Annotated in this window: 26 protein-coding genes and 4 pseudogenes; 19 read left to right on the plus strand and 11 right to left on the minus strand. The window is 69.0% G+C overall.

The window, feature by feature from the left end; translation table 11 throughout:
• Positions 1 to 289: 289 nt before the first annotated feature.
• From OG972_RS49360 to OG972_RS49365, 5 genes are all read left to right on the plus strand, one after another.
• The gene (locus tag OG972_RS49360) at positions 290 to 502 is read left to right on the plus strand and encodes a hypothetical protein (RefSeq protein WP_323135930.1); all 213 of its coding nucleotides are present in this window, start codon (positions 290 to 292) and stop codon (positions 500 to 502) included.
• A gap of 10 nt (positions 503 to 512) precedes the next feature.
• Complete coding sequence (locus OG972_RS38905; RefSeq protein ID WP_266989613.1) at positions 513 to 944, plus strand: ACT domain-containing protein; 432 nt, start codon at positions 513 to 515, stop codon at positions 942 to 944.
• Positions 945 to 967: 23 nt separating this feature from the next.
• A complete protein-coding gene (locus OG972_RS38910; protein ID WP_030928952.1) occupies positions 968 to 1,468 on the plus strand; it encodes a hypothetical protein in 501 nt (166 codons plus the stop codon).
• A 150-nt stretch (positions 1,469 to 1,618) separates the two neighbouring features.
• Entirely contained in the window at positions 1,619 to 2,077 is a 459-nt protein-coding gene (locus OG972_RS38915) for a glycoside hydrolase N-terminal domain-containing protein (protein WP_323135967.1), read from the plus strand.
• Positions 2,078 to 2,257 carry a glycoside hydrolase family 95-like protein gene (locus OG972_RS49365; RefSeq protein ID WP_323135968.1) on the plus strand — a complete coding sequence of 60 codons (180 nt, stop codon included), beginning with the start codon at positions 2,078 to 2,080 and terminating at the stop codon, positions 2,255 to 2,257.
• Here the strand turns inward: OG972_RS49365 and OG972_RS38920 are convergent.
• Positions 2,233 to 4,446, minus strand: a complete 2,214-nt coding sequence (locus OG972_RS38920; RefSeq protein ID WP_266989615.1) for a terpene synthase family protein — start codon at positions 4,444 to 4,446, stop codon at positions 2,233 to 2,235. The genes OG972_RS49365 and OG972_RS38920 overlap by 25 nt on opposite strands.
• Before the next feature lie 389 nt (positions 4,447 to 4,835).
• Between OG972_RS38920 and OG972_RS38925 the strand changes: the two genes are divergently transcribed.
• Together OG972_RS38925 and OG972_RS38930 are read left to right on the plus strand one after the other, a co-directional pair.
• Positions 4,836 to 6,170: an N-acetylmuramoyl-L-alanine amidase gene (locus OG972_RS38925; protein ID WP_266989617.1), complete on the plus strand. Its 1,335-nt coding sequence runs from the start codon at positions 4,836 to 4,838 to the stop codon at positions 6,168 to 6,170.
• Between the two features lie 268 nt (positions 6,171 to 6,438).
• Positions 6,439 to 6,838 (plus strand): annotated as a pseudogene (locus OG972_RS38930) (carbohydrate-binding protein); the annotation flags it as partial.
• 102 nt (positions 6,839 to 6,940) lie between these two features.
• Here the strand turns inward: OG972_RS38930 and OG972_RS38935 are convergent.
• Positions 6,941 to 8,077, minus strand: coding sequence for an aminoglycoside phosphotransferase family protein (locus tag OG972_RS38935; RefSeq protein ID WP_266989619.1), 1,137 nt, complete (start codon positions 8,075 to 8,077; stop codon positions 6,941 to 6,943).
• A 231-nt stretch (positions 8,078 to 8,308) separates the two neighbouring features.
• On the opposite strand from OG972_RS38935, the gene OG972_RS38940 reads away from it, so the two are divergent.
• Positions 8,309 to 9,805, plus strand: a complete 1,497-nt coding sequence (locus tag OG972_RS38940; protein ID WP_266989621.1) for a hypothetical protein — start codon at positions 8,309 to 8,311, stop codon at positions 9,803 to 9,805.
• A 136-nt stretch (positions 9,806 to 9,941) separates the two neighbouring features.
• On the opposite strand, the gene OG972_RS38945 is transcribed toward OG972_RS38940, so the two are convergent.
• Entirely contained in the window at positions 9,942 to 11,384 is a 1,443-nt protein-coding gene (locus OG972_RS38945) for a PP2C family protein-serine/threonine phosphatase (RefSeq protein WP_266991001.1), read from the minus strand.
• A gap of 279 nt (positions 11,385 to 11,663) precedes the next feature.
• On the opposite strand from OG972_RS38945, the gene OG972_RS38950 reads away from it, so the two are divergent.
• Positions 11,664 to 12,254 (plus strand): hypothetical protein, encoded by a 591-nt coding sequence (locus OG972_RS38950; protein ID WP_266989624.1) that lies wholly within the window; start codon positions 11,664 to 11,666, stop codon positions 12,252 to 12,254.
• Here OG972_RS38950 and OG972_RS38955 read toward each other — a convergent pair.
• Positions 12,217 to 12,600 carry an LLM class flavin-dependent oxidoreductase gene (locus OG972_RS38955; RefSeq protein ID WP_266989626.1) on the minus strand — a complete coding sequence of 128 codons (384 nt, stop codon included), beginning with the start codon at positions 12,598 to 12,600 and terminating at the stop codon, positions 12,217 to 12,219. The two genes, OG972_RS38950 and OG972_RS38955, sit on opposite strands and share 38 nt — an antisense overlap.
• A 50-nt stretch (positions 12,601 to 12,650) precedes the next feature.
• Between OG972_RS38955 and rpmG the strand changes: the two genes are divergently transcribed.
• Together rpmG and OG972_RS38965 are read left to right on the plus strand one after the other, a co-directional pair.
• On the plus strand, positions 12,651 to 12,815 hold the full coding sequence (rpmG, locus tag OG972_RS38960; protein WP_266989628.1) for a 50S ribosomal protein L33: 165 nt from the start codon (positions 12,651 to 12,653) through the stop codon (positions 12,813 to 12,815).
• A gap of 59 nt (positions 12,816 to 12,874) precedes the next feature.
• Positions 12,875 to 13,135 (plus strand): type B 50S ribosomal protein L31, encoded by a 261-nt coding sequence (locus OG972_RS38965; RefSeq protein ID WP_266989629.1) that lies wholly within the window; start codon positions 12,875 to 12,877, stop codon positions 13,133 to 13,135.
• Positions 13,136 to 13,297: 162 nt separating this feature from the next.
• Here the strand turns inward: OG972_RS38965 and OG972_RS38970 are convergent, their stop codons facing one another.
• Entirely contained in the window at positions 13,298 to 13,975 is a 678-nt protein-coding gene (locus OG972_RS38970; RefSeq protein ID WP_266989630.1) for a YoaK family protein, read from the minus strand.
• Positions 13,976 to 14,471: 496 nt separating this feature from the next.
• On the opposite strand from OG972_RS38970, the gene OG972_RS38975 reads away from it, so the two are divergent.
• Positions 14,472 to 15,251 carry a VanZ family protein gene (locus OG972_RS38975; RefSeq protein WP_266989632.1) on the plus strand — a complete coding sequence of 260 codons (780 nt, stop codon included), beginning with the start codon at positions 14,472 to 14,474 and terminating at the stop codon, positions 15,249 to 15,251.
• Between the two features lie 52 nt (positions 15,252 to 15,303).
• On the opposite strand, the pseudogene OG972_RS38980 reads toward OG972_RS38975, so the two are convergent.
• Together OG972_RS38980 and tnpA are read right to left on the minus strand one after the other, a co-directional pair.
• Positions 15,304 to 15,612 (minus strand): annotated as a pseudogene (locus tag OG972_RS38980) (glycoside hydrolase family 6 protein); the annotation flags it as partial.
• A 91-nt stretch (positions 15,613 to 15,703) separates the two neighbouring features.
• Entirely contained in the window at positions 15,704 to 16,132 is a 429-nt protein-coding gene (gene tnpA / locus OG972_RS38985) for an IS200/IS605 family transposase (RefSeq protein WP_266988239.1), read from the minus strand.
• Between the two features lie 51 nt (positions 16,133 to 16,183).
• Here tnpA and OG972_RS38990 point away from each other — a divergent pair.
• A pseudogene (locus OG972_RS38990) lies at positions 16,184 to 17,381 on the plus strand (RNA-guided endonuclease InsQ/TnpB family protein).
• Between the two features lie 33 nt (positions 17,382 to 17,414).
• Here the strand turns inward: OG972_RS38990 and OG972_RS38995 are convergent.
• Positions 17,415 to 18,119 (minus strand): annotated as a pseudogene (locus OG972_RS38995) (glycoside hydrolase family 6 protein); the annotation flags it as partial.
• Positions 18,120 to 18,221: 102 nt separating this feature from the next.
• Between OG972_RS38995 and OG972_RS39000 the strand changes: the two are divergent.
• From OG972_RS39000 to OG972_RS39010, 3 genes are all read left to right on the plus strand, one after another.
• Complete coding sequence (locus tag OG972_RS39000) at positions 18,222 to 18,395, plus strand: glycoside hydrolase family 48 protein (RefSeq protein WP_323135931.1); 174 nt, start codon at positions 18,222 to 18,224, stop codon at positions 18,393 to 18,395.
• Between the two features lie 318 nt (positions 18,396 to 18,713).
• Positions 18,714 to 19,487 carry a DUF4389 domain-containing protein gene (locus tag OG972_RS39005; protein ID WP_266989634.1) on the plus strand — a complete coding sequence of 258 codons (774 nt, stop codon included), beginning with the start codon at positions 18,714 to 18,716 and terminating at the stop codon, positions 19,485 to 19,487.
• 41 nt (positions 19,488 to 19,528) lie between these two features.
• The gene (locus OG972_RS39010) at positions 19,529 to 20,044 is read left to right on the plus strand and encodes a DinB family protein (RefSeq protein ID WP_266989636.1); all 516 of its coding nucleotides are present in this window, start codon (positions 19,529 to 19,531) and stop codon (positions 20,042 to 20,044) included.
• 131 nt (positions 20,045 to 20,175) lie between these two features.
• Here the strand turns inward: OG972_RS39010 and OG972_RS39015 are convergent, their stop codons facing one another.
• The gene (locus OG972_RS39015; protein WP_266989638.1) at positions 20,176 to 20,718 is read right to left on the minus strand and encodes a MarR family winged helix-turn-helix transcriptional regulator; all 543 of its coding nucleotides are present in this window, start codon (positions 20,716 to 20,718) and stop codon (positions 20,176 to 20,178) included.
• Positions 20,719 to 20,866: 148 nt separating this feature from the next.
• Here OG972_RS39015 and OG972_RS39020 point away from each other — a divergent pair, with 148 nt between their 5' ends.
• Complete coding sequence (locus tag OG972_RS39020; RefSeq protein ID WP_266989640.1) at positions 20,867 to 21,409, plus strand: YceI family protein; 543 nt, start codon at positions 20,867 to 20,869, stop codon at positions 21,407 to 21,409.
• Positions 21,410 to 21,423: 14 nt separating this feature from the next.
• On the opposite strand, the gene OG972_RS39025 is transcribed toward OG972_RS39020, so the two are convergent.
• Positions 21,424 to 22,143: a hypothetical protein gene (locus OG972_RS39025; protein ID WP_266989642.1), complete on the minus strand. Its 720-nt coding sequence runs from the start codon at positions 22,141 to 22,143 to the stop codon at positions 21,424 to 21,426.
• Positions 22,144 to 22,788: 645 nt separating this feature from the next.
• Here OG972_RS39025 and OG972_RS39030 point away from each other — a divergent pair.
• Positions 22,789 to 23,529 carry an SDR family oxidoreductase gene (locus OG972_RS39030; protein ID WP_266989644.1) on the plus strand — a complete coding sequence of 247 codons (741 nt, stop codon included), beginning with the start codon at positions 22,789 to 22,791 and terminating at the stop codon, positions 23,527 to 23,529.
• 229 nt (positions 23,530 to 23,758) lie between these two features.
• On the opposite strand, the gene OG972_RS39035 is transcribed toward OG972_RS39030, so the two are convergent.
• Positions 23,759 to 23,992 carry a hypothetical protein gene (locus OG972_RS39035; protein ID WP_266989646.1) on the minus strand — a complete coding sequence of 78 codons (234 nt, stop codon included), beginning with the start codon at positions 23,990 to 23,992 and terminating at the stop codon, positions 23,759 to 23,761.
• Positions 23,993 to 24,483: 491 nt separating this feature from the next.
• Between OG972_RS39035 and OG972_RS39040 the strand changes: the two genes are divergently transcribed.
• Complete coding sequence (locus tag OG972_RS39040; RefSeq protein WP_266989648.1) at positions 24,484 to 24,975, plus strand: hypothetical protein; 492 nt, start codon at positions 24,484 to 24,486, stop codon at positions 24,973 to 24,975.
• Positions 24,976 to 25,004: the final 29 nt, after the last annotated feature.

Genomic DNA, 25,004 nt, shown 5'->3' on the forward strand with positions numbered 1-25,004 from the left:
CGGCCCGACCTGCTCGGGCTCGGCCGGGCAGGTGAGGGCTGGACAGCCGACGAGGAGATCCTGGCCGTACGGTCCCTGCGCGCCGTCGTCCCGGCGCTCTTCGCGCGTGCCTCCGCCCCGACGGGCCGAGCCCCGCCGACCCGCGCAGCCCGATGCCCGTGCCGCAGGCCCTCGACCGGCTCAACGCCGCGGCCGATGCCGTCCCGATCGTCCCGCACCTGGAGTGGCCGGACGGCGGCCGCCCCTCGCCTCCGGGCCACCCGACCGGGGGTACGCCGCGGGGGACGCCTTGCCCGCTACCCTGGCCCGCGCCGCGATCGGCTTCCTCGCCGGACCGGACCGTGCCGCTCTGCGCGTCTGCCGGGCCCCCACGGTGCGTCCGCTGCTTCGTCAAGGAGCACCCGGGCAGGAGTGGTGCACACCGTCCTGCGGCAATCGCGCCCGCGTGGCCCGCCGGCCCGAGCGGGGGCACCGCACCCCGCACTCCCAGATGGCGCAGTAGCGTGGTGATCATGACTGGCGAGCGTGATCTTCGAACCCTGCTGAGCGGCCTGCGGCCGGAGCTCAATCCCGGCCGGTACGTCTTCACCACGGTGGCCGGCGGCGCAGTCCCCGCCGGAGTCACTCCCGTGGTGACGGTCGCCGAGCCCGAGGGGCTGACCCTCGTGATCGCGGAATCGGAAGCCCTCGCCGCAGGGCTTGCGTACGACTATGTGGCGGCCTGGATCACCCTGCGCGTCCACTCCGCCCTGGACGCAGTCGGACTCACCGCAGCCGTGGCGCTCGCCCTCACGGACGCGGAGGTCAGCTGCAATGTGGTGGCGGGCTACCACCACGACCACCTGTTCGTCCCCCACGCGCGTGGCACCGAGGCGGTGAGTGTGCTGCAGGCCCTCGCCGCGGAGTCCGACGGGAGGGTCTCCGGTCCCGGCTCCGCAAGGTGAGCCGGGACACGTAACATGTCTGCATGTCCTTCCTCCGCCGCCGTAGCGCCGCCACACCCGCGGGCCCGGATTTCGACGTCCTGGCCATGGACCCGGGCGACTGGCCCGGAAATCTCGGCGCCGGTCTGCTGCCCGCCCCCGACGGGAGCTGTCAGGGCGTCTTCCTGCGGTACGACCTGTTCGGCGGCCGCGGACCCGCGATGATCATCGGCAATCTCCCGGAGGGCTCGCCCGCCCGCGAGACCGAGGAGGGTCAGGTCCCCTTCGAGGTCGCGCAGCTGCTGCTGGCCCTGGAGAACGACGAGCCGGTCGAGGTGACCGGCACCGATGACATGCCCGTGATGCAGGGCGACAATCTGCTGATCGTCAGGCGCGTCAAGCTCTCCGAGACCCGGATCTCCTGCGTCCAGTTCGACCGCAGCGACGGGGTGCTCGTCACCATCGCCAGCTGGGACCGGCCGATCACCGATGATCTGTACACCCTGCTGAAGCCGCTCCCGGCCGAGCTGTTCCAACAGGGCTGAAACGTCCCTGCTTCTCCGACCCCGGCATCCCGCAAGGGCCGTCCGTGCAGATCGGGCGGCCACGGGGTCACTTCTGTCCACGTATTCGCAGCCTCTGCCCGAGAGGCTGCTTTGTCATGTGCCTTGTCCGAGTAGTCATCGGACCTTTTCATCGTCGGCCGCCTCGCCGTGGACCGCCCGGGACAGGTCACCTTCACGCTGCGCTACACCTCGCTGCGCAGCGACTTCACGACCGCCGCCGCCGGGGACCGGCTCACCGTAAGGGGCGCGCTCCAGGACAACGGGCTGCGCTGCGAGGCCCAGGTCAGAGTCCGTACCAGCGGCGGCACCGTCACTGCCGGAGCCGGTGGCACGCTCACCGTCACCGGCGCGGACAGCGCCTGGTTCGTCCTCACCGCAGGCACCGACTATGCCGACAGCTACCCCGCCTACCGCGGCGACGACCCGCACAAGACGGTCACCCGCACCGTGGACAGCGCGGCCGGGAGGCCGTACGAAAAGCTCCGCGACGCCCATGCGCGCGACCACGGCGCGCTCTTCGACCGGGTCGCCCTCGACATCGGCCAGCAGCTCCCCGATCTGCCGACCGACCAGCTGCGTGCCCAGTAACTGCGCGCCCGCGGCGGCTTCACCGTCGACATCGAATGGTCCGCGAGGCAGGCCCGCCGCGTGGTGATCACGGCGAGCCGCAGCCGCGAAGTGACCGTCCGCAGCTCACTGTTCGCGAGCGGCAAGAAGGTCTTCAAGGCCCGTGCGGGCGGCCGCTACACGCTGGTCGCCGAGGGCTGAGCGAACAGCGCGGTCACCCGCGCCGCCGAGATGCCGAGCCCCGTGGGACCACTGAGGTGCCACGGTGCGCCGGTACCGCGCCGCAGATCCTCCTCACGGTAGCGCCGGCAGTCCCGGTGCCAGATCAGGATGCCCGCGATCCAGTGCTTGAGCTCCTGGACATAGCCCGCCAGGATCTCCCTCGCCTCGGCGCCGAGCCCGAAGTCGTCATAGAGGAGAGGGAGTTCCTGCTCGGCGACATGGAGGAACTGGCGGAGCCGCGAGTTCATCAGGTCGTGCACGATCGCCACCCCGGTCGGATAGTCGACGCCGAAGAAGTTCTGCACGACCAGGACGCCGTTGTGCACCTCACCCTCGTACTCGATCTCCTTCTGGTACGAGAACAGGTCGTTGAGCAGCATCGCGTAGTCCGCCGCCGCGTTCTCCAGGGAGCGCAGCGGGCCGCTCCGGTAGATCGCCTCCGGCACCTTCCTGCCGTGACCGAGCCGGCACAGACTCATCGTGAGATCCGAACCGAACGTCAGCCGCCGCATCTCGATGTAGTCCACCGGATCCGGGATCCGGTTCTGTGCCTGATTGGCCAGCTCCCACAGCCAGCCGGCCGTCATCGACTCGATGGCCGTACGGAACGCACGTCGCCCGCTGTCGTCCATCGGGGCCGAGGTCCGTTCCCAGAGATCGGCGAGGCCTCGCTCCAGAGCGTTCACCGGCTCCGGCACCGCGGAACCGTCCAACGGCATGAACAGCGACAACCGTTCATGTGCCAGCCGCGCCCCGGCCAGGTCACGAGGCCGCCCGTGCACCACCGGGAACCAGTCGTCGCCGTACGTCCCCCAGGTCAGCCACTGCGAGGAGAGGTCCAGCTCGTCGGGCGTCGCGTCCGGATGCAGACCCGCCGCGCACAGCGGCAGATCGATCGCGACGAGCCGCTCCTCGTCCCAGATGTGCGAGCCCGGCACGCCCGGCTGTGCCTCCAGGATCCCCATCCGGCGCGACCAGTCGACGAGCCGGACCCGGGCCCCGTCCAGATACGGACTGAGCGTCGTGCCGAACGGCAGGTCGAAATCGGGCAGCAGTGACGGACCGACGCGCTGGTACGGCACATGGGTGTGGGTGCGCAGCCGCGCCGACTCCGAACGTGGAGTGAACCGGATCGACGCCGCGGACATACCGAAGCCGAGGACGGCCTCACCGGCCCCGCCGTCGTTCATGTAGCGGCTGGAACGCATGTGCCACTCATGGCCGCCGGACTGCCAGTCCTGCAACCCCTTGACATAGGCGAGCACCGCAGCGGTCTGTGCCGGATCGAGCCCCTTCTCCGCGCACAGCGGCCCGAGTTCCGTGAGCGCGGTGTTCTCGAACTGCTGGAGCCGCGAGGTCAGCAGGTCGTTGACCGCCTCGGCCGCATCCTGCGTGGAGCAGCCCAGGAACGTCTCCAGTACCAGCACACCGTTGCTGTTCTCACCCTCGTCCTCGACCTCCCGCTGGTACGAGAAGAGGTCGTTGCGCAGATGCACTCCGTCGGAGAAGGCATCCCGCAGCACCCGCAGTGCCCGCTCGTCGGCCACCGACTCGGGCACCTCTGCGCCCGCCGCGTACTCCACCAGACCCGCGGACCAGGGGGCTCCGCCCACCTTGCGACGCATCTCGATGTACTCGACGGGATTGGCGATGCGCCCCTCGTTGATATTGGCGAGCTCCCACAGCGACTCGTAGAGCAGATTCTTCGTCGCCTCCGCGAACCGGGCCCGCCAGGCGTCGGACATGCCCGGCACCGTCCGCGCCCACAGGTCGGCCAGCCCCGCCTCGACCGGATTCGTCGGCTCCGGTGTCGGCGCCCCACGCTCCATCGGCATGAAGGCGGGCAGCCGGTCCAGATACTTCTTTCCGCCCTCCCGGTCCGGGGTGCGCTTGAACAGCTCCAGGAAGTGGTCGTCGAAGAAGAACACCCACACATACCAGTCGGTGATCAGCGACAGGGCCTCCGCCGAGCAGTCGGGATGGGTGTACGCGCAGAGGAGCGCGTAGTCATGGGAGTCGAGGTCCTTCACCTCCCAGATGCCGGACCCCTCCAGCATCCCTATGCTGCGCGCCCAGGTCCTGGTGTGCTGTCGGGCCTCCTCGACATGGGAGTTGAGCCGCGCCGGATACGGAACATAGAAGTCCGGCAGGGTGAAGGGCTGAGCCATGTGCGTCCGGCCTTTCCGGGAGTCTCCGCGCGAGGCCGCGCGTCGTACCTGTCGTGTCCGCGCGAGCACTACCCCTGGGCCGTCCGGGGCACGCACACCCGGAATTAGTCACACAAAAGGTGCGTCCTGGTAGGAGGTGGCGACACGCTCCGGCGCCTGGCCGCCGCTTGCGTAAAACCCAGGTAACGGCCCACCGCCAGAAACCCGTTGCCTCTTTCCCGTCGCAGGTCAGAGACCCTGCCAGTGGTCTGGTCCAGTGGCTCGACCGGCAACCCCCGATGCGCTCTTGACGCGCCATCACCTCAGGTCACAGAGTGTGCGCCCATAGCGGAACAGTGAGATCGGACCACGTACGACTTTCCATGCGCACAGCTCCAAGAAGGGTTGTCATGACGTCCAAGCAGAGGACCAGACTCACGCTCGCCCTGACCACCGTCGGCGCCCTGAGTCTCGCGCTGCTCACCCCCGCGGCGCAGGCAGGCGCGGACGGGGTGCGGCCCGAGTGTCCGCGCGGCCTCGACTGCGACTGGGTCCCGGCGGCCTACCAGCAGACCGGCGATCCGGCCGACAAGGAGACGTACGGCAACTACGACACCGCGGACCGGCCGCACAGCAACAAGATCAAATTCATTGTTCTGCATGACACCGAGGAAGACTTCGATACCACCCTGAAGATCTTCCAGAACCCGCTGAAGCAGACGTCCGCCCACTACGTGGTGCGCTCGGGCGACGGTCATGTCACCCAGATGGTCAAGGACAAGGACGTCGCCTGGCAGGCGGGCAACTGGTACGTCAACACCCACTCGATCGGCATCGAGCAGGAGGGGGTCGCCGTCGAGGGTGCGAAGTGGTACACCCCCGAGATGTACAACTCGACGGCGAAGCTGGTGCGTTACCTCGCCGACAAGTACGACATCCCGCTCGACCGGCAGCACATCATCGGCCACGACGGCGTGCCGCCCACCAGTGCGGCCGGTACCAGGAACATGCACTGGGACCCGGGTCCCTACTGGGACTGGAACCGCTTCATGGCACTGCTCGGCAAGCCGACGACCGTGCCGAGCGCCCCGAAGAGCAGCCCGCTCGTCACCGTCAGTCCTCGGTTCGAGGACAACCAGCAGGCCTTCCGCGACTGCGAGAAGGGCGTCGACCTGCCGGTCCAGGGCAGCAGTGCCGTCCCGCTCCACACCGAACCCTCCACCGACGCACCGCTCTTCTCCGACCCCGGACTGCACACCGACGGCTCGCCCGGCACGAACTGCGCTGCCGACTGGGGCAGCAAGATCAGCGCGACCCACCAGGCGGTCGTCGCGGACCATGCGCCCGGATGGACGGCGATCTGGTGGTACGGCAAGAAGGCCTGGTTCCAGACCCCGGCGCACACCCGGACCACCGTCCCGACCGCCGGCTACGTCGTACGCCCGAAGGAGGGCCGGACCGAGGTGCCGGTGTACGGGGTGGCCTACCCGGAGAAGTCCGAGTACCCCGCGGACTTCGCGGACAAGCGGGCCGGGACGCCGCTGCCGTACACGATCAAGGCCGGGCAGTCGTATCCCGGCGGGGGCGAGGCGCCGACCGGGTTCTTCTACGCCCCGACGATCGATGCGTCGTACCCGCTGGACCACTCCTACTTCCAGGGCCAGGAGAAGTATGTGACGGTGCAGATCGGGCACCGGGTGGCCTTCGTGAAGGCGTCCGACGTGGATGTGGTACCGGTGCGGTGAGGGCCGGGGGCGGGGCGTCCTACGGGCCCCCCGCCCCCTACCCCCGTCCCCCCGCTACCTCCCGATCCACCTGCCGCGGCGACAACGCGTGCTCGATCGCCAGGATCCCCGCCCCCACCGCCGCCGCATTCTCCCCCGTACGGCTCGGCTCGATCCGCAACAGCTGCGTGGCCAGGCGATGCGAGCGCCGGTACACCGCTTCCCGTACACCTGCGAGCAGTTGATCGTGCCCGGCGGCATCGAGTGGGCCGCGGGCCACAAGCCCGGCGACTCCACCGGCAAGTCCGGCTACGCCAACATCCCTGTCACCGCCGGGAACACCGCCCCCAAGGTGACCATCGACTTCCCGGTCAGCGGCAAACTCATCGAGTTCGGCGACAAGATCCCGTACAAGGTCACCGTCACGGATCCCGAAGACGGCCCGGTCGACTGTTCCAAGGTCACCGTCAACCCGGCCCTGGGACACGATGACCACGAGCGCGGACGCTCCCGACGGCACTCTGCTCGCCACCACTCCGGTTCCCCATACCGGCGGCTGGGACACCTATCGGTCCACCCCGGCCGTACTCGTCAAGGAACTGAAGGGCACCCACAAGCTGTACCTCGTCTTCACCTTGCCGCAGAACAACTCCTTCGACGTGGACGCGGTCGACTTCAGGAGCTCCTGACCCTCCGCCCCGTCCGACAGAGCACAGCACGCACAACAGCCTCCCGCGGGCCCGTTGTGTCGGCATCGGACCCGCGGCAGGCATTTCCCGGACAGCGCAGCGTCAACGAGTGCCGACCGCGGCACGCACCGCCCGCCGGGCCATCGCGCAGTCGTCATGCAGCCGACGCAGCAGCAGCCGCTGCTCCTCGCCCGACGGCAGCGCACCCGGCCGGTCCTGAATCCCGACCGTGGCCACGCCCTCCCTCATGGCCCGCTGCACCGCCGTCTCGTACGTACGGATCTCCCGTGTCAGGACGAGCATCAGGTTCACCAGGAACGCATCCCGCGCCGCAGGCCCTGCCGCCTGCGCCAGCTGGCTGATCTGCCGCCGCGCCACCGGCGCGTCACCCAGCACCGTCCACAGCGTTGCCAGGTCGTACCCCGGCAGGTACCAGCCCGCGTGCTCCCAGTCCACCAGCACCGGACCCGTGGGCGACAGCAGGATGTTGGAGAGCAGGGCGTCACCGTGGCAGAACTGCCCCGTGCCCTGGCGGCCGCCCGCATGCGCCAGACCGTGCAGCAGCTTCTGCAGGTCACCCAGATCACGGTCGGTGAAGAGCCCCAGCTCGTGGTAGCGCGCGATGCGGGATGCGTAGTCCAGCGGGGCCTCGAAGAGCCCCGCGGCCGGTCGCCACGCGTTGACCCGGCTGATCGCGCCGAGCGCGGCCCGCACATCGGCGCGGGGCGGAGCCTCCGTCGGGTGCCTCGTCAGCGACGCCACCCGTCCCGGCATTCGCTCGATGACCAGGGTGCAGTTCTCGGGATCCGCCGCGATGAGCCGCGGTACCCGGACCGGCGGGCGGTGCCGGACGAACGCCCGGTATGCCGCTATCTCGTGGCGGAACCGCTCGGACCATGCGGGAGAGTGGTCCAGTAAACACTTGGCGACCGCCGTCGTGCGCCCGGTTGTGCCGACGATGAGTACCGAACGCCCGCTGCGCCGCAGCACCTGGACCGGATTGAACTCCGGGCAGATCCGGTGCACCGAGGCGATCGCCATTCTCAGCTGTGCACCCTGCGGGCCGGACAGGTCCAGCCGCCCGCTGAGGGGGCCGGCACCCGGTCCCGCCGGCCTCCGGGGCCGGACCGTGCCGGGAGCCGGCGGTGCGGCGCGGCGGTCGAGGTATGGTCCGCCGCCCGCCCCCAGCGGACGCAGCGGCCGGGGCGGGGCGGACACGGAGGACGATGCTGTGTACATGGGCGAGACAGATCCCTTCGTGCGCCGACAAGTTGCCTGCACCGCCCCGGCCGGCGGCCGTTCGGCACCCTGGGGAGTACCTAGGGCTGCCGGACGGGGTGGCGCTTTCCTACCTGACACCGGATCGCGGGTTGCGGACCATCTGGCGGACCCTGGCGAACCCTGGCGAATAGTCGCAACGCATCTGACAGGGGGTTAGTGTCAACACAGCCGAGAACCTGGGGGCTTGACGTGACCGGAGAACCCAACACCCGCCTGTCTGACCTGTTCGGCCTTGCCGGCTGGTCCAAGGGCGAACTCGCGAGAATGGTGAACCGGCAGGCGGCGGCCATGGGCCATCCGCAGCTGGCCACCGACACCTCGCGGGTGAGGCGTTGGATCGACATGGGGGAATCCCCACGCGATCCCGTGCCCGAAGTGCTGGCTGCCCTGTTCACCGAGCGGCTCGGTCGTGTCGTGACCATCGAGGACCTCGGGTTCGGCCGGCGCGGGCGTGTGGGGAAGCGGCGAGAGGTCGGGACGCAGGACAATCCCGACGAACTGCCGTGGGCGCCCGAACGGACGGCAGCGGTCCTCACCGAATTCACGGGAATGGACCTCATGCTCAACCGACGCGGCTTGGTGAGCGCGGGCGCCGCGCTCGCCGCAGGATCGACCATCACCGGCCCCATGCACGACTGGCTGCACAGCGACCCTGTTCTGGCGGCCGACGCTCCACGGATCGACGATCCCCTCTACGCGGACCAGGCCGGTTTCGACCGGTACGAGGCCGCCCCCGTCGGATCGGAGGAGATCGATGCGCTGGAGCGGTCCGTCGAGGTGTTCCGCGCCTGGGACGCGTCCCGGGGCGGCGGACTCCAGCGCAAGGCCGTCGTGGGCCAGCTCAACGAGGTGGGCGGCATGCTCGCCTACCGCCACCCCGACCATCTGCAGCGCCGCCTCTGGGGCGTCGCCGCCAACCTCGCTGTTCTCGCGGGGTGGATGTCCCACGACATCGGTCTGGAACCCACCGCCCAGAAGTACTTCGTCATCGCCGCCCATGCGGCGCGCGAGGGAGGCGACCGTCCGCGCGCGGGCGAGGCGCTCTCCCGGGCGGCCCGTCAGATGGTCCACCTGGGCCGTCCCGAGGACGCCCTGGACCTGATGAAGCTGGCCAAGTCCGGTTCAGGGGACATGGTGCTGCCACGCACCCAGGCGATGCTTCACACCATCGAGGCGTGGGCACAGGCATCCATGGGCCGCGGGCAGGCCATGCGCCGCACGCTCGGCCAGGCCGAGGAGCTCTTCGTATCGGACAAGGGAGATGTCCCGCCGCCCAGTTGGATGCAGATGTTCGACGAGGCGGATCTGCACGGCATGCAGGCGCTGGCGTTCCGTACGCTCGCCGAGCACGAACCGGCGGCGGCGATCATCGCCCAGCGCCATGCCAAGCAGGCACTGGAGCTGCGCGTCAACGGGCGCCAGCGCTCCAAGATCTTCGACTACATCTCGCTCGCCTCGGCGTGCTTCATCGCCGACGACCCGGAGCAGGCCGACCGTTACGCACGGCTTGCCCTGGTGACGATGGGGGAGACCTCCTCGCACCGCACCTGGGACCGACTGCGCGAAATGTACCGGCTCACCGGCCAGTTCGCGGGATACGCGAAGATCCAGAACCTGCGCGAGGAGATCGAGCTCGCCATGCCGCAGAGTTCGGTCATCAAGCGACCCAGGCGTTCGGAGATCTGATCGGCCGACGCCGCGAAGAGGAGGAGCGCCGACAACCCACCGCCGAGCACGGCATGCGTAAGGGTCTCGTTCGTCTGCGTTCCTGTGCCGTGCCGTGTTTCGCTCTGCTCTCGTGCTCCGGCGGCCTACCGGGCGTTCACGCCCCGATGCGGGCGACCAGCACGCATGCGTCGTCCAGGCGCTCGGTCCCGCCGAACTCCTCGACGACGGTACGTACGCACTCCTGTGCCGTACGGGCCTCGGCGAAGCGCGGTGCGAGACCGAGCAGTGCCTCCGGGCCCGCGCCCCGGTCACTTCGGCGGGTCAGTCCGTCGGTGTGCAGAACCAGCACATCACCGGGCAGCAGGTGCACTTCGTCCTGCTCGTACGCGACCCCGGACGCGGCACCGAGCAGGACCCCGTCCGGCGGGGGCAGCGGGCGTCCCGCTCCGTTGCGGAAGAGCAGTGGCGCGGGGTGGCCGGCCTGCGACCAGGCGAGGGTGCCGGTCGCCGGGTCGAAACGGCAGCACACCGCGCTGCCGAGAGCGGGCTGGGCCGACGATTGGAGTAACTGGTTGAGATGGCCCATCAGAGCGCCCGGCTCGATGCCGGCGACGGCCATGCCGCGCAGTGCGCCCAGCAGCATCGCCATGGCTGTGGTGGCGGGGATGCCATGACCGGTCAGATCGCCGACCGTGAGGAGCGTCCTGCCGTCGGGCAGCTCCAGTGCGTCGTACCAGTCGCCGCCGATCAGGGCGCTGGAATCCGAAGGCAGATAGTGCGACGCGACATCCAGTGCGCCAGGTCCCTGTTGCGGGAGGCGAAGCGAGCCGCGCCACGGGGGCAGCACGGTCTCCTGCAGCTCGACCGCCATCCGTCGTTCGGTCTGCGCCATGTGCTGATGGCGCCGGATCGATTCACGGGTCCGGCCCACCATGCGCTGGCTGCGGCGCAGTTCGCTCACATCGCGCAGAACTGCCCACATGGAGGCGGTGCAGCCGTCCGCGTCGAGGACGGGCTCGCCCATCATGTGCAGGGTGCGCATCCGGCCGTCGGCCCGCAGAATGCGGAACTCGCCGTCTATCGGCTTCCCGTCGACCAGGCAGGCCGTCACCAGAGAGGTGAGCAACGGCTGATCCTCGGGAAACAGCACGGACGGAAGTTCGTCCAGCGACAGTGGTCCCGCCTGTGGGGACCGGCCGAAGATCTGGAAGAGCTCGTCCGACCAGCTGACCTCGTCGGTCAGCAGATTCCACTCGGCGCTGCCCACACGGCTGAGCAATGAACCGGGTTGCGGCTCGTCGAAGGGCTTCTCCTGGGCGGCCTCCGGCTCCTCGGCGAGCTGCTCCGCATCCCCCGGCGGCAGACCTTCCTTCAGTTGTCCCAGATGCGCGCCGAGATCGTCGAGATGATGGACCGCCAGTTCGCAGAGCGCACGCTGCCAGAGCAGCTGCGGATCGTCCTCGTCTATCAGGACGGTGTCGCGCCGTACCGCGTCCACGTCGCCGCGCAGCCGAAGGGTCTGGTCGATCAGCACATCGACGGCATCGCGTTCGGGCGGCTGCGGGGCGGGGCGGTCCGCGGACAGATGGGGCGGCATCTCGTACTCCGATACAGGCACGGCACAACCAGGTCTGAAAGGTGACCGATGACGACTGTGGCACAGGCTGAGGAAGCCCGTAAGCGATTTGGCAACACTCGACACGTTGTTGCATCTGGCATATGCCATAGGCTGCCTGGGTGGCGGATTCTTCGAACGGCCTTGCTGTCGCAGGGAGTTGATGCAAGTCATCCGGCGTGTGCGGCGCCGCGCGCGCCGTAGTGCGCCGGGTCCCGCAGGTCGCGCCGCACCCGGTCCAGGCATATGCGAGGAGCCCCTGTGGACGTGCAGGGGCTCCGGGGGCAGTCGTTGCTGTGCTGGGCGCAGCGATCAACGAGCGTCGTCGCTCTTCGTGCCGTCCGCGAAGAGCGACGGATGGGCGCCCGCCACCTCCTGCAGCACCTGAACCTGCGCTTCCGGCGCGAGGTTCGCGAGATTGAGATCCCAGTGGATCTCGTCGGCACCGAGCGACGAGGCCTGCTCGATCTCGGCGGGCAGGCCGGCGAGGAACGTGCCGACGGGATCGGGGGTGTCTCCTCCCGTACGTTCATCACCCGAAGCACCAGCGGACCCGCCCCGCCCGCGTCCCGGTACCAGCCGACAGCGGCGCGGGCCACGCCCCGGTCCAGGACCCCGCAGACGAGCCCGGCGTCCAGGCGCGCGGCCCGTTCCACGGCGGCGCGGGCCACTTCGTCGATCAGCAGCGGCAGTGTGCCGCGGTACGGGTTCGGCCCGATCGTCGCGACCGGCACGGGTGTACCGCTTGCCCGTATGGGGGACGGGGGCCGGCGCCCAGCAGGCCTGTATGACGGCAATGTGCTCCTCGAACCCGTCACCCCCGGTACGCCGTCGGTGTACCCGTCGCGGTGAAGGCCGGTCTCCGGGCCGGCACGACCGGCGGCTGGAACAACGCGTTGACGATGCCGGTCGTCAGTCGGATGCGCCGGGTGTGCGCCGCGGCCCACGTCAGCATTTCGATCGGCTTCCATACATACGACTCCGGCGGCCGCGCCTCATTGCGCCAGTCGGGACCGGCGGGCAGCAGTAGCCGCTCGTTGACGGACACGCTGTGGAAGCCGAGCCGCTCGGCGGCGCTGGCGATGGTGGCCACGGCTTCCGGGCCCGCGTACGGGCCGAAGCATCGCTGCGCGCCGGTGTCCGGGGCGGGAATGTCACCGGACCCACCCGCGTTACAGCACCAGAACGAAAACGACACCCATTCCCACAAGTTGCGAATGGGGTCGGTGGAAGCGACCGGAGGTGCCCATGGCACGCAGTGAAACCCGCCCCGTCGTCACTCTGAGGTCGACGGCCGGTACCGGACAGACCTATGTGACCCGCAAGAGCCGCCGCAACAACCCCGACCGGCTGGTGCTGCGCAAGTACGACCCCGCCGCGGGGCAGCACGTCCTCTTCCGCGAGGAACGCTGACCCGTCGAGCCCGACCGGCAGTAGCAAGCCCCCTCCGCAGCAGCAAGGAAGGAACGCGCATGAAGCCCCGCATCCACCCCGTCTCCCGTCCGGTCGTCTTCCGCGACCGCGCCGCGGGGGTCGCCTTCCTGACCCGCTCGACCGCCGACTCCGACCGGCGCATGGAGTGGGAGGACGGCACCAGCTACCCGGTCATCGATGTGGAGACCTCGTCGGCGAGCCACCCCTTCTACACCGGCACCCATCGGGTGCTGGACACGGCGGGCCGGATCGAGCAGTTCCGGCGCCGCTACGGGACCACGGCGCCCGTCGGACGCTGAGGCTCGTGTGTCGCGTCACAGTGGGCGCTACGGATTCGAGGGAAGGGAATCCAGTGGTTTATCGTTCACCTAAGTGTGGATGACGCGCACAGCGCCCACCCCCGAGCCGCCCCGGCTGGATTCCCCCGATCCGGCCGGGGCTTCTCTCTGCCTGTCCGCCCCTCACCTCCGTGACGCGCGCCCCGGTACCACCTCGACCAGCAACGCACCTGCCGCCGGCACCGCCGCAACCGCGGCTGCGGCGCCCGGCCAGAGCCGTACCGTCAATGCCGTGACCGCCGCACCCGCCACGACGGCGAGAAGCCGGCCGATCACCCAGCCGTCCCCCTTGCGCAACGCACCCAGCGCCACGCGGCCGACGAGGGAGGTCAGCGTGCCGGTGAAGTAATTGGTCGGCGTCGGGCGGATACGGCCCTGAATCCCCATCGCCAGGGCAATGATCGCCAGCAGCCCCAACCGGTCCCTGTCGGACGTGATCAGGTCGAGCCCCCACACCACGGCTCCGGCCGCGAGTAGCGCCACCTCGACCACCAATATCACCGACAGCCGGTACCGCAGCCGCTCACTCATCCACGCACCGCACGCGACCCCGCAGCCGTACGCGACGAGCGCGGTCACGACATGCAGCGCCACCCCGTCCTCCCCGGCACCGGCGGCGGAAACACCCAGCAGTACCAGATTGCCCGTCATCACCCCGGCGAAGACCTGGCCGACGCAGATGAAGACGAACGCATCCGCCGCCCCGGACGCGGCGGAGAGCAGTATCAGGACCCATTCGCTTCGCGGATCGCGCACGGAGCCCGTGCTGGGCCGGCCGATGGGCACGGTGGGAGTGGACACGCCTGACACCCTAGGGTTCCGTGGTGTGCACAGACACACACACGTCGCGCGATTCCACAACTCCCGCCACGTCGGCGGATAGCAGGGCGCCGCCGGCGACATGCGCTTCTTCCTGGCGGATCCCGCCGCAGCTCACGCTCCGTACGCGGCTACGCGGCCGACCGGCTCGGCGTGGACGACGCATGGGTGGCAGCGCTGCGCCGTAACCTCCTCGAACCGGCCGGGACCCGTCAGCCGGCGGAGCGCGGTACGGGACATGCGTCGCCGCCCAGGACGCGAAAGCGGAGGACCAGTGCGCCCAAGACCGTTCGGGGCGTGCCGGCGAGACAGGACTCACTCCTGCCCACTGCCCAGGAACGCTACGGAATCCGGCCGTTCGGGGTCCGACAGGGACAGCGGATCGTCAAGCGGGCCTGCCCCGTCCTTTCCTGGCCCGCTGGGGCATGGAAGGCCGTTCCCCAGGTGTGGCCGTGGTCGATGAGGGCATCCGGGTGCCATGACTGCAGAGGTGAACCGTACAGAGCGGCGACGGAGGGTGTGGGGAGCCACGCTGCTGCGTGCGCTCGTGCTGGTGGCTGCCCTCGTGGCCCTGACCGCCTTCTCCTTCGCTCTGGCGAAGGTGACGCTGACCCCGTCATCGGCGTCGGAGGACCTCGTCCGGTCCAACCTTCGGCCGGGAAGATCGCTGCGGCAGTACGCCGAGGACTACACCTTCCTCGCGGCCTGCAAGCAGGCCGGCGGAAACCTGCTGCTGGGCGTCCCGTTCGGCATCCTGCTGCCGATTCTTGTGCCGCGCCGGCTCCGGATGCTGCGCATGGTCCTGCTGACAGTGACGGTGATGGTGGTGATCGAACTCGTCCAGGGCGCCCTGGTCACAGGGCGCGCCTTCGATATCGATGACGTGATCCTCAATACGAGCGGTGCGCTGCTCGGATATCTGCTGGTGGGGCGGCGGATCAGCCATCGCTATCACGTGCTGGCGAACGGAACGACCAAGGCGGAGGCGGCTGCGCAGCCGAAGGTCGAGCCTGGTCCCGAGCCGAGGTCCAGGCGGAAGCCTGCGTCGAGGTCCGAGCCGAAGTCCACGTCCAAGTCCAAGCCGACGCCCAAAGCCAAGTCGAAGCTGACCTCCACGTCCAAGCCCAAGTCCAAGCCGAAGTCCAAGCCGAAGTCCAAGCCCAAGGCCCGGAGCGGGGCCGCGACCGGCCGAAGCGCGTCCGGGCTGGTTGCCTCCGGTCGCGCCCTGTTCGGCCGGCTGCTGACCCGTGACCGGTGATGGGTGAGCCGGGCCCGGGCGGGGGAGCGTCCGGACCCGGCCGTCATGGTTCCTAGAGCGCTGGGTAGGCGTTCTTCATGAGCTCCTGGAACTGGGCGGAGAACCACTGCCCGGAGAGCGGGGCGTCGGGGAGCGCGCCGGACATGCTGTTTCCGTTACGGGCGTTACCCGTGTACGTCGGGTCGCACATCCGGTCGAATCCCTTGCCCTCATCGTTCGGGATCGCCTTGCTGGAGCCGTCCGACTCGCCCGGCGGCTTCATCCAGACGTAGGCGTCGATCCCTGTCTCGGGGGCGGCCTGCGGTCGTTCGCCGAGCCCGGCCCCGGACTGGTTGCACCAGTTGCCCATCCCTGTTCTTGCGTGGGTATCCCCGGCTTCAGCCGGGGAGGGAAACGCGTCCTAAGCCCGGAGGCGCGAAGCGCCGGAGTTCGCTCCGCCTCTGTCGTTGCGGTCAGATAGGCCGCTTCTGGCCTTCGATGTACTGGCGGATCACGGTGAGCGGTGCACCGCCGCATGATCCTGCGAAGTAGGAGCGGGACCAGAACACTGACCCCATGCCGATCCGGTTGATGCGGCCGGTGTACTCGGCCCGCAGGTACCGGGAGCTTACGCCCTTGAGGGAGTTGATCAGTTTAGACAGGGCGACTTTCGGCGGGTAGTGCACCAACAGGTGCACGTGATCCGCCTCGCCGTTGAACTCGCGTAGCTCTGTCTCGAAGCTGGCGCAGACCTCTCGCATGATCTCCTCGCACCGTTTGAGCATGGCGTCATCGAAGATGTCACGCCGGTACTTGGTGACGAACACCAAGTGTGCGTGGAGGGTGTAGGTGACGTGCCGTCCGGTGCGGATATCGGGGTTTGGTTTCCAGCGTGGTGACATACGCCAAGCGTAGTATGATCAAGCGAGCCAACGTGGAAGGGGGTGGGTCGGATGATTCGTGCGTACAAGTTCCTTATACGGCCCACCGTGGGCCAGACGATCGCACTGGGCGAGATGCTGCGCGATCACTGCTCCCTCTACAACGGTGCCTTGCAGGAACGCCGTGACGCGTACCGGCACGTATCGAAGACGAGCATCAAGTACGGGATGCAGTCCGCGCAGCTCAAGGAGATCCGGGTGCACGACCCGGAGCGTCAGGGCCGGTGGTCCTTCTCCTCCCAGCAGGCGACGCTTCGCCGTCTCGGCAAGGCATTCGCCGCGTTCTTCCGCCGCGTCAAGGCGGGGAAACGCCGGGCTACCCGCGCTTCCGTGGCGTGAACTGGTTCGACACGGTCGACTTCCCCAAGGACGGGGACGGCTGCCGCTGGGACTCCACTCCGCACGACCCGGTCACCCGCGTCCGCTTCCAAGGTGTCGGGCACGTCAAGGTCAACCAGCACCGGCCGGTGGTCGGCAAGGTCAAGACCGTGTCCCTCAAGCGTGAGGGCAAGCGCTGGTACGTGATCCTGACCGCCGAGCAGACCGCGCCTAAGCCGCTTCCCGCGACCGGCTCTGTGGTCGGCATCGACATGGGCATAGCCAACTTCCTTGCCGACTCGGGCGGCGAGTTCATCGAGAACCCCGGCACGGGCGGAAGGCCGCCGCGAAGCTCGAAGCGGCACAGCAGGCTGTCGCTCGGTGCAAGCGCCGCAGCAACCGGCGTAAGAAGGCCGTCCAGAAGGTTGCGGACCTGCACCGAAAGGTCCGCCGTCAGCGCCTCGATCATGCACACAAGACCGCGTTGGGCCTGGTCCGCGAACACGACTTCATCGCGCACGAAGACCTTAAGATCCGCAACATGGTCAAGGCCCCCGCACCGAGGCCCGACCCTGACCAGCCGGGCAGCTTCCTGCCCAACAGGGCCGCCGCAAAGGCCGGACTCAACCACTCGATCTCGGATGCCGGATGGGGGGTGTTCCTGACGATCCTGCACGCCAAGGCTGAAAGTGCCGGACGAGACGTGATCGCTGTGGACCCCCGCAACACCTCCCGGACCTGCCCCGAATGCGGGCACGTCGCAGCGGAGAACCGGCCCACACAGGAGAAGTTCCACTGCGTCTCGTGCGACCACAGCGCGCACGCGGACACGGTGGGCGCCCTGAACGTTCTACGGGCCGGGCTGGTCCGTCGCGAAGCCGCACCGGCATAGCGAGAAGCCCCCTCGTTCACGAGGGGGAGGAGTCACGTGGATACGCCGGTCGTAGCGGCCGCCGTTCACGTAGGTGTCGACGCTGGTGGTCGCCCCCGGACCGGTGGGCCGGGCGGTGCCGCCCCAGCCGTTGCGCGAGGTGTCGATCAACATGCCGATGCCGGAGTCGAAACCGACCGAGACGAGCTTGTTCCGGAAGCCCTGGGCGAAGGACAGTTCGTCCGTGTAGCGGTTCCAGTCGACCCACGTCGACTGACGCACGGAGACGCCGTTGACCGAGTCGTCGATCGTGAAATTGTTCTCCTTCAGCGCGCTGTAGTTGGCCGTGTTGGTGATGAAGCCGGCGACGTCGTCGACTGTGGCGCCCTCGGCGGTCGCCGCCTGCTTGAAGGTGTCGGCGGATGCGCCGAAGTTGTCGTCCCAGCCGATCCAGCCGTGGTGACCGGCGTCGATGTAGTTGTAGACGTTCGGGACGTCGCCCAGCTTGTTCAGGGCGTAGCCGACGCCCTTCACGTAGTTGCCGTTGGACTTCATCGTGTCGCACGCGGGGGTGGCCGTGGCCCGGCTGCCGGTGTTGGTGACGAGGTTCGGCAGCGAGTCGATCTCGATCGTCGTGACGATGCGCAGGCCCGCGTACTTCGCGTTGCCGAGGATCGCGGCGATCGGGTCGATGTAGTCCGACTTGTACCTGTCGATCTCGTCGGGCCCGAGTTCGCCGTTGGACGCGAGCGCCGCGCAGGCGGAACAGGTTGCGCAGGTGCGGTAAGTGTGGGGGGTGTCGCATGAGCGACTCCTTGCAGCAGTCGCCAACAGCACCGCGGCGCAGGCCGCCACCCTCGATTGCAGCACGGATACGGGCACACGCCGGGCAAGCGTGAGGCCGGACCGGCCGAGACCGCGCCTTCGTACGTCGACACCTTCCGGCGCGGGCCGCGGGAATCGGTCCGGGCGACGGTCACTCACCCGACCTGCGGCACTTTCACGTACTACGGTAGGGACCGGGTTCACGTATGACGGCAGGGACCGGGCCGGGGGTCCAGACGTATCCGGGCGGAGGCCCGGCATCGGCTCTTCACCCGCCATCGGTTCTGGGAACAGGCGGAATTCGGGCTCGCGATGGGGCGTACGCCGACCTCCTGGAGTGACGTGACCACATGACGACGGACCCGGTCATCGGGGGACGACCGATGGCCGGGTCCCGCCCGGTCCGGCGCGGCCCGTTCGGACACCCGATCGGCCCGTGGCCGATTGCGGGCCCCCACCGGCGGGCCGAGCGTGGGGTGACGTCGTAGGTGCCGATGGCGTACGCATCGTCCGCCGAGGAGGAGCGACATGACTGACGCCCGATGGACGGGCCCCAGGGGAGCGGACGTGGGGGAGTGGCTCCCTGTGCTCGACCTCGTCGAGCCGGCGAGGCAGCGCCGGCTCACGGTGCTGGTGCGGCTGTTCCTGCTGATCCCGCACTTCATCGTGTTGTTCTTCCTCTACATCGCGGCCTTCTTCACCACCATCGCGGGCTGGTTCGCCGCCCTGGTCCTGGGGCGGCTGCCCGAACCGGTCTTTCGCTTTCTCGCCGGATATCTCGGCTACCAGACGCGGGTCGGCGCGAGCGCGATGCTGCTGATCGACCGTTATCCGCCGTTCGCCTTGACGCCGCCGCCGGACTATCCGGTCCAGATCGAGCTCCGGCCGACGGAACTCAACCGGCTGGCCGTCTTCTTCCGCCTGATCCTGATGATTCCGGCAGCGGTGGTGTCCGGACTCGCCACCTCCGGCTGGTGGGCGCTGTCCTTCATCTGGTGGCTGATCACACTGATCCTGGGACGCATGCCCCAGCCCCTCTTCGAGGCCTCGGCCGCGACACGCCGGTACGAATTCCGCTTCGACGCCTACTTCATGATGCTCACCCCGGCCTACCCCAAGGGGTTCTTCGGCGAAGAAGCTCTTTCCGTACCCGAGCAGCAGCCTCGCTCCGCCACCCGGCCGCTGATCATGAGCGGAGCGGGGAAGGCCCTGCTGATCCTCTTCCTGGTGGTGGGCGTGGCCACGAACATCACCACCTCCGCCACGACCGACTGGTCCTCGGACAGTACTGACGGCTGGTGAAAGGCTGGCAGGATCCGGTGGCCGACGGGCATGATCTGGCGATGACATGGACAGCGCCAGACGCAACGCGCAAGCCCGGATCCCTCGTCGCCGGTGAGCGGGAGATGCTCACGGGATATCTCGCATGGTTCCGCAGCACCCTCCTGCAGAAGTGCGCCGGCCTGAACGGTGAGCAGCTTGCCGAACAGACCGTACCGCCGTCCAACCTCACCCTTCTCGGGCTGCTTCGCCATATGGCGAAGGTCGAACGCACCTGGTTCCGCGAGCGTTTCGCCGGCCAGTCGCTTGACCCGATGTACGACCCCGCCAGGGGCAAGGACGCGGACTTCGAGAACCTGGACCCGGCGTGCGCCGCCGACGACTATGCGCGCCTGGTCGAGGAGTGTCGACTGGCGGACGCCGTCATTGCCGACGCCTCGCTCGACGACACCTTTGTCCACGGCGGTGAGGTCTTCTCGCTGCGCCTCGTGCACGTCCACATGATCGGGGAGTACGCGCGCCATATCGGCCACGCCGATCTGGTGCGGGAGCGGCTGGACGGGGTGACGGGGGCCTGAGGCGGCGCCGAACGACGACTGTCCAGTTGGCTCGGGGCGGTTCGGACCGGCTGTGCGGGGGACTGTCCGGCCTCCGAGAGCGTTTCGCCGGCCGTTCGCGTGCCCCCTGGTGACCTGCGTGGCCCAGGTCCTCAGACGACGCCGCTGATCCCCGTGTCCTGGTGTTTCGTGTGCGGCCGCGCCGTGCACGGCCCGGGAGCCGGATCGAGCAGGGCGATGTCGCCGGCCATGGCGGCGAAGCGGCCCTCGCTGATCCCGGCCGCCGCCATCCGGCGCCGCAGGGCCGCCGCCAGGGCTGTGGAGGCCTCGGCGGCCGCTGCCAGGCCCGCAGGCGTGAGGGCGGCGTACGTCACCCGGCGGTCGGCCCGGGAGGGCCTTCGCTCCACCAGGCCCGCCTCGCTCAGCCGGTCGACCACCTTGGTGGTACCGGCGGTGGAGAACCCCATCAGCTGGGACAGCTGATTCATCGGCGCGGCATGGTCAGGCACCGTCAGCAGGTACCAGAGCACCTGGACCGACGAGGAGGCGGAGTGTGAGGCCCGTTCCACGTCCTCCAGCAGCTGATCGCCCAGCCGTCGCAGCCCGCTGTGCAGGGTGTTCCACTGCAGCAGTAGTGCTGCGTCTTCGGCCCTGGGGCAGCCGTCCGTCTTTTCAGCCGGTGTGGTGTCTGCCATGGGTCCGGTCCCCCACCCTTCCGACGTGCAGTGATCTCTGCAAGAGTACGTCAACGCGCTAATATCTCACTGGCTACCTAATTGCCAGCGTTAGGTTTACTCTTCAATCAAGCGCAACGCCGCCACCTATCTGGAGAGCTCTGATCTCATGACCAATCCCGCCGAGACCACCCCCTCGACCGAATCGGCCGCCACCAGCAGCTGGACCCTGGACCAGGACGCGACCACCGTCGCGCTGCGACACAAGACGATGTGGGGTCTCGTCAACGTCAAGGGCGCTTTCACCGGCGTCACCGGCGAGGGCGAGGTCGGCGCCGACGGCTCCGCGCATGGCTCCGTCACCCTCGACGCGACCTCCCTCGACACCGGCCACGCGAAGCGTGATGCCCATCTGCGCTCGGCCGACTTCTTCGACACGGACCGATACCCGACGCTCGTCTTCACCGCCGAAAGCGCCACCCCCGATGCCCGCGGCAACGTGGAGGTGGCCGGACAGCTCACCGTCCACGGCACGACCCGGCCGCTCGCCTTCTCGGCCCGCACCACCGAGTCCACCGCGACGGCGGTCACCCTGACCGCCGAGATCGACGTCGACCGTGCCGATTTCGGGCTCACCTGGAACAAGGGCGGAATGATCAAGGGGTCGGCGACCCTCTCGCTCACCGTCCGATTCGTACACCTTCCGGCCTGAGCAGGTGCGTTTCGTCAGTGCTCCCGCTCGCCGCACACGGCGGGAAACACCACCGCGCCCGCCGGCAGCGCCCCGGGCGGGACACCGACGACACGCAGACACGCCTCGCAGCTCGCGTCCATGGGCGGATATTCGACCCGGACCGCATCGAGACAGGTGACACCGTCGGCGGTGTGCAGTTCGGCGGGGTGGGAGCCGTCCGGAACGGTGCCCGCCAACACCCCGAAGGCCGACGTGCCGCTGCCCGCCCCGACACAGTCGTCGATGACGAAGCGCCAGTGCCCGGCCGCGTCGGCGAGCAACGACGTGCCGGCCCTGCCGTGACCGGCGAGCAGCTCGCGCCGCGCACGGATGTGGTCGGCGAGTGCACAGCAGACCGGGACCGCCGCGCCGTACGGTGTGCCGATCCGGGTGTCCCCGGCGAACGGGTACGACGACAGGGCCTCGTCGAGCAGACCCAGCGCCGCCCGTCCGGCCGACGGGTGCCCGGCCTCCACGATGTCCAGGAGGATCGGCGCCGCGATCACGGCCGCAGGGAACACGGCCCCGCTGTGGCCGTGCACCAGGCCGCCGCCCGCGAGCCGCGATGCCGCTTCCGCCACGGCCACCAGCCCTGCGGCGGACGCGAGATCGCGCAGCCCGGACGCGGCGTCGCCCGGCCGGTACCACCCTGCGCGGCCCGGCACGGCAGCCCAGTCCACGGCGTCGATCGCTTCCAGTACCCCCGTCAGCACACCGGCATCGTCCCACGGTTCAGTGCTCGGCGGCTTTCCGGCAGGCCGGTGGGGACTGACACCGGTCTGCTGTTGACCGCCGGCGGTCTGTCCCTGTCCCCAGTGCTGATGGCCCTGTCCACGGGACTTCGCTCAGCCCGTGCGGTCCGTCAGTCCCGGGAGACGAACCGGGCGACACCGTCCCCGGCAGCGATGTGAAGGTGCAGGTGCCGGTTGTGCTGCTCATCGCCGTCTCCACGACCACGTCGATCTCGATCCTCCGGGGGATGACTTCGGCGCAGTACCAGTCGGGTTCATCCATGTGAGGGCTCCTGGGGCAGGTGCGATAGGCGGGCTGTGGGCCTTGGCACGATCCGCAAGGGGCCGGGCCACCGCTCCTCACCTGCGTACCGCTTCGAGCGTCTCCAACGGCCGGTCGTGCGGCGCCGTCCGGCGTGATGGACGACGCCCCACCTGCCGCCAGCAGGGCCGCACACGGTCGTACCGTCCGCGGTCCACGTCGTGCATCGCGTCATGTCGCATCCGACCGTCCCAGCACCATGCCCGAAACTACGCCCGGTGCGGCAGGGTTTTGGTGGCAGGGCGGCGCTGAGGTACGACTTGCTACGGCGTCACCATCGCATCAGAAGCCACGGGAGGCAGCGCATGTCACGTCCGGTCACCATCGTCACGGGGGGAAGCCGGGGTATCGGCGCCGCTACGTGCCTCCGCTTGGCAGCTGACGGGCACGATCTGGTGTTGGGATACGTCAAGAACGCGACGGCCGCCAAGGAGACCGCGGACGCGGTGCGCGCGGCGGGAGGACGCTGTGTGACCGTTCAGGTCGACACGTCCGAAGAGTCCGACGTCGAGCGGTTGTTCGACACGGCGACGGCCGAACTCGGCGCGGTGACCGGGCTGGTCAACAACGCCGGTGTGACGGGCCCGCTGGGACGGCTCTCGGACGCCCGCACCGCAGATCTGCGACGCGTGGTCGAGGTCAACCTCCTCGGTTACCTGCTCTGTTGCCGCAGGGCTGCACGCGACATGGCGGCGCTGGGCTCCGGCGCCATCGTGAACGTCTCCTCCGCGGCCGCGACCCTCGGCAGCCCCGGCGACTATGTGCACTACGCGGCGACAAAGGCGGCCACCGATGCACTGACCATCGGCCTGTCCAAGGAACTCGGCCCGATGGGTGTCAGGGTGAACGCCGTCGCCCCCGGCATCACGAACACCGAGATGCATGCCGAGATGGGGGACCCCGACCGGCCCGCGAAGTCCGCCTCGCAGATCCCGCTCGGCAGGCCCGGCGAACCGGACGAGATCGCCGCCGCCATCGCGTGGCTGCTGTCGGCCGATGCCTCCTACACCACCGGTACGGTGCTGAGGGTCTCCGGCGGCCGCTGAACCGATGCGGTGCCCGCGCACGGGGCCGTGGGCACCGGCATGGTCCAGGATTCACCGCGCGGTCCACGAGCGGCCGCGTGGAGTCGCTTTGCCTCCCTGGAAGACCGCGCTGGGGACAGCCGGAAGAGGTGGGGCGCCGGCCGCGCCGTGGGTAGGGTGCCGCCGCGCCCTGCACCCGGTCGTTCGGGGTCCCGCCCCTCCCCGAGGGGCGGGACCCGTTCACGCCGGCTCAGGCGATGTACTGCACGTAAAGCGAATACCCCACCGCGTAGTTGCCGGTGCAGCTGTACGAGCTCGCACCGTCGTAGTGCACGTACATCGCGCCGGTGTTCTGGCAGTCGGACAGGAACCGGTACGTGGCGATGTACGTCCCGCTCGCCGCCTCTGCCGGGCTCGCCACCGCGGTCGCCAGACCCATCGATGCCGTTGCCGCGAGCGCCAGTCCCGCAATCCGTCGTGTCATCCTCGACATGCCCCACCCCGTTCGTCTACTGATCGCGTGCGAGCCCTCATGCTCCCCACCGAACGGAAGAAGCGTCAAGATCTCTTGCACAGTGCACAATTGAGTCACACTCGCATTCCGCGTCAGCGCCCGACGAGGAAGTTCCCGGGACTGACCGGATCTGGGCGCGCGCACCCGAAAGCGGTCCCTCTCAAGTCGACCTGCGTACATGCCGACGACCCGACGGATCCGCGCAGTGTGGATTGGTGGCGATCGGGCGGAGGCCACCGACGTCTCGAACGGACGATGCTGATGCACCGTCGTCGACCTCGGTGTCCCGGCCGTGTGACCTGTGGTCAGGTCAAGGACCCGGACGGCGTCCTGTACCAGGTGAGCAAAACGGTGAGGCGTGTGCCACACGTGGACGGTCGGACAGGCGGGCAGCACCATGGAAGGGAACGATGTTTACGGGTAGGCGAGTAGCCGGGCGGGCTGTTGCGGCGGTTGCCGCTATGGCCGTCTGCGGCCTGTTGACCAGCTGCGGCGGTGAGCTTCAGCAGGCAGAATCCGCAGGCACCGGCGCTCCACGCGTCGATGCCGCCCGGAAGTCCGACCAAGGCATTCGGCGGGACAAGAAGCTTGTCCGGGAGTACTTCCCCGAACTGGGTGACTTCGAGGCGGTGGTGTGGAAGGGAGAGATTCTCGGAGACGCCCGGTCGGTGGTGCCCGGCCCCTCGGACTTCCAGGTCTCCGGGGTGGTCCATCTCGGCGACGGTGACGCCGCGAGACTGCGGCGGGACTACGCATGGAAGTCCGAACCCGGTACGCCAGTGGTGCTGTCGGATATCCGGCCCGAGGTGCCGAAGGGCGCCGACTGGCAGACGAGTGAGGACTTTACGCTCAACATCACCGATGACCACTATGCGGCCACGTTCTACGCGGACTTCGACCGGAAGATCGTAGTCTTCGACGCCCGGAACCCGGAGCGTCACAAGACTCCGTAGATCGTTGCCTTGGTCCTGCCGGTCCGCTG

This window comes from Streptomyces sp. NBC_01669 (assembly GCF_026339735.1).
GTDB classification, from domain to species: Bacteria; Actinomycetota; Actinomycetes; order Streptomycetales; family Streptomycetaceae; genus Streptomyces; species Streptomyces yanii.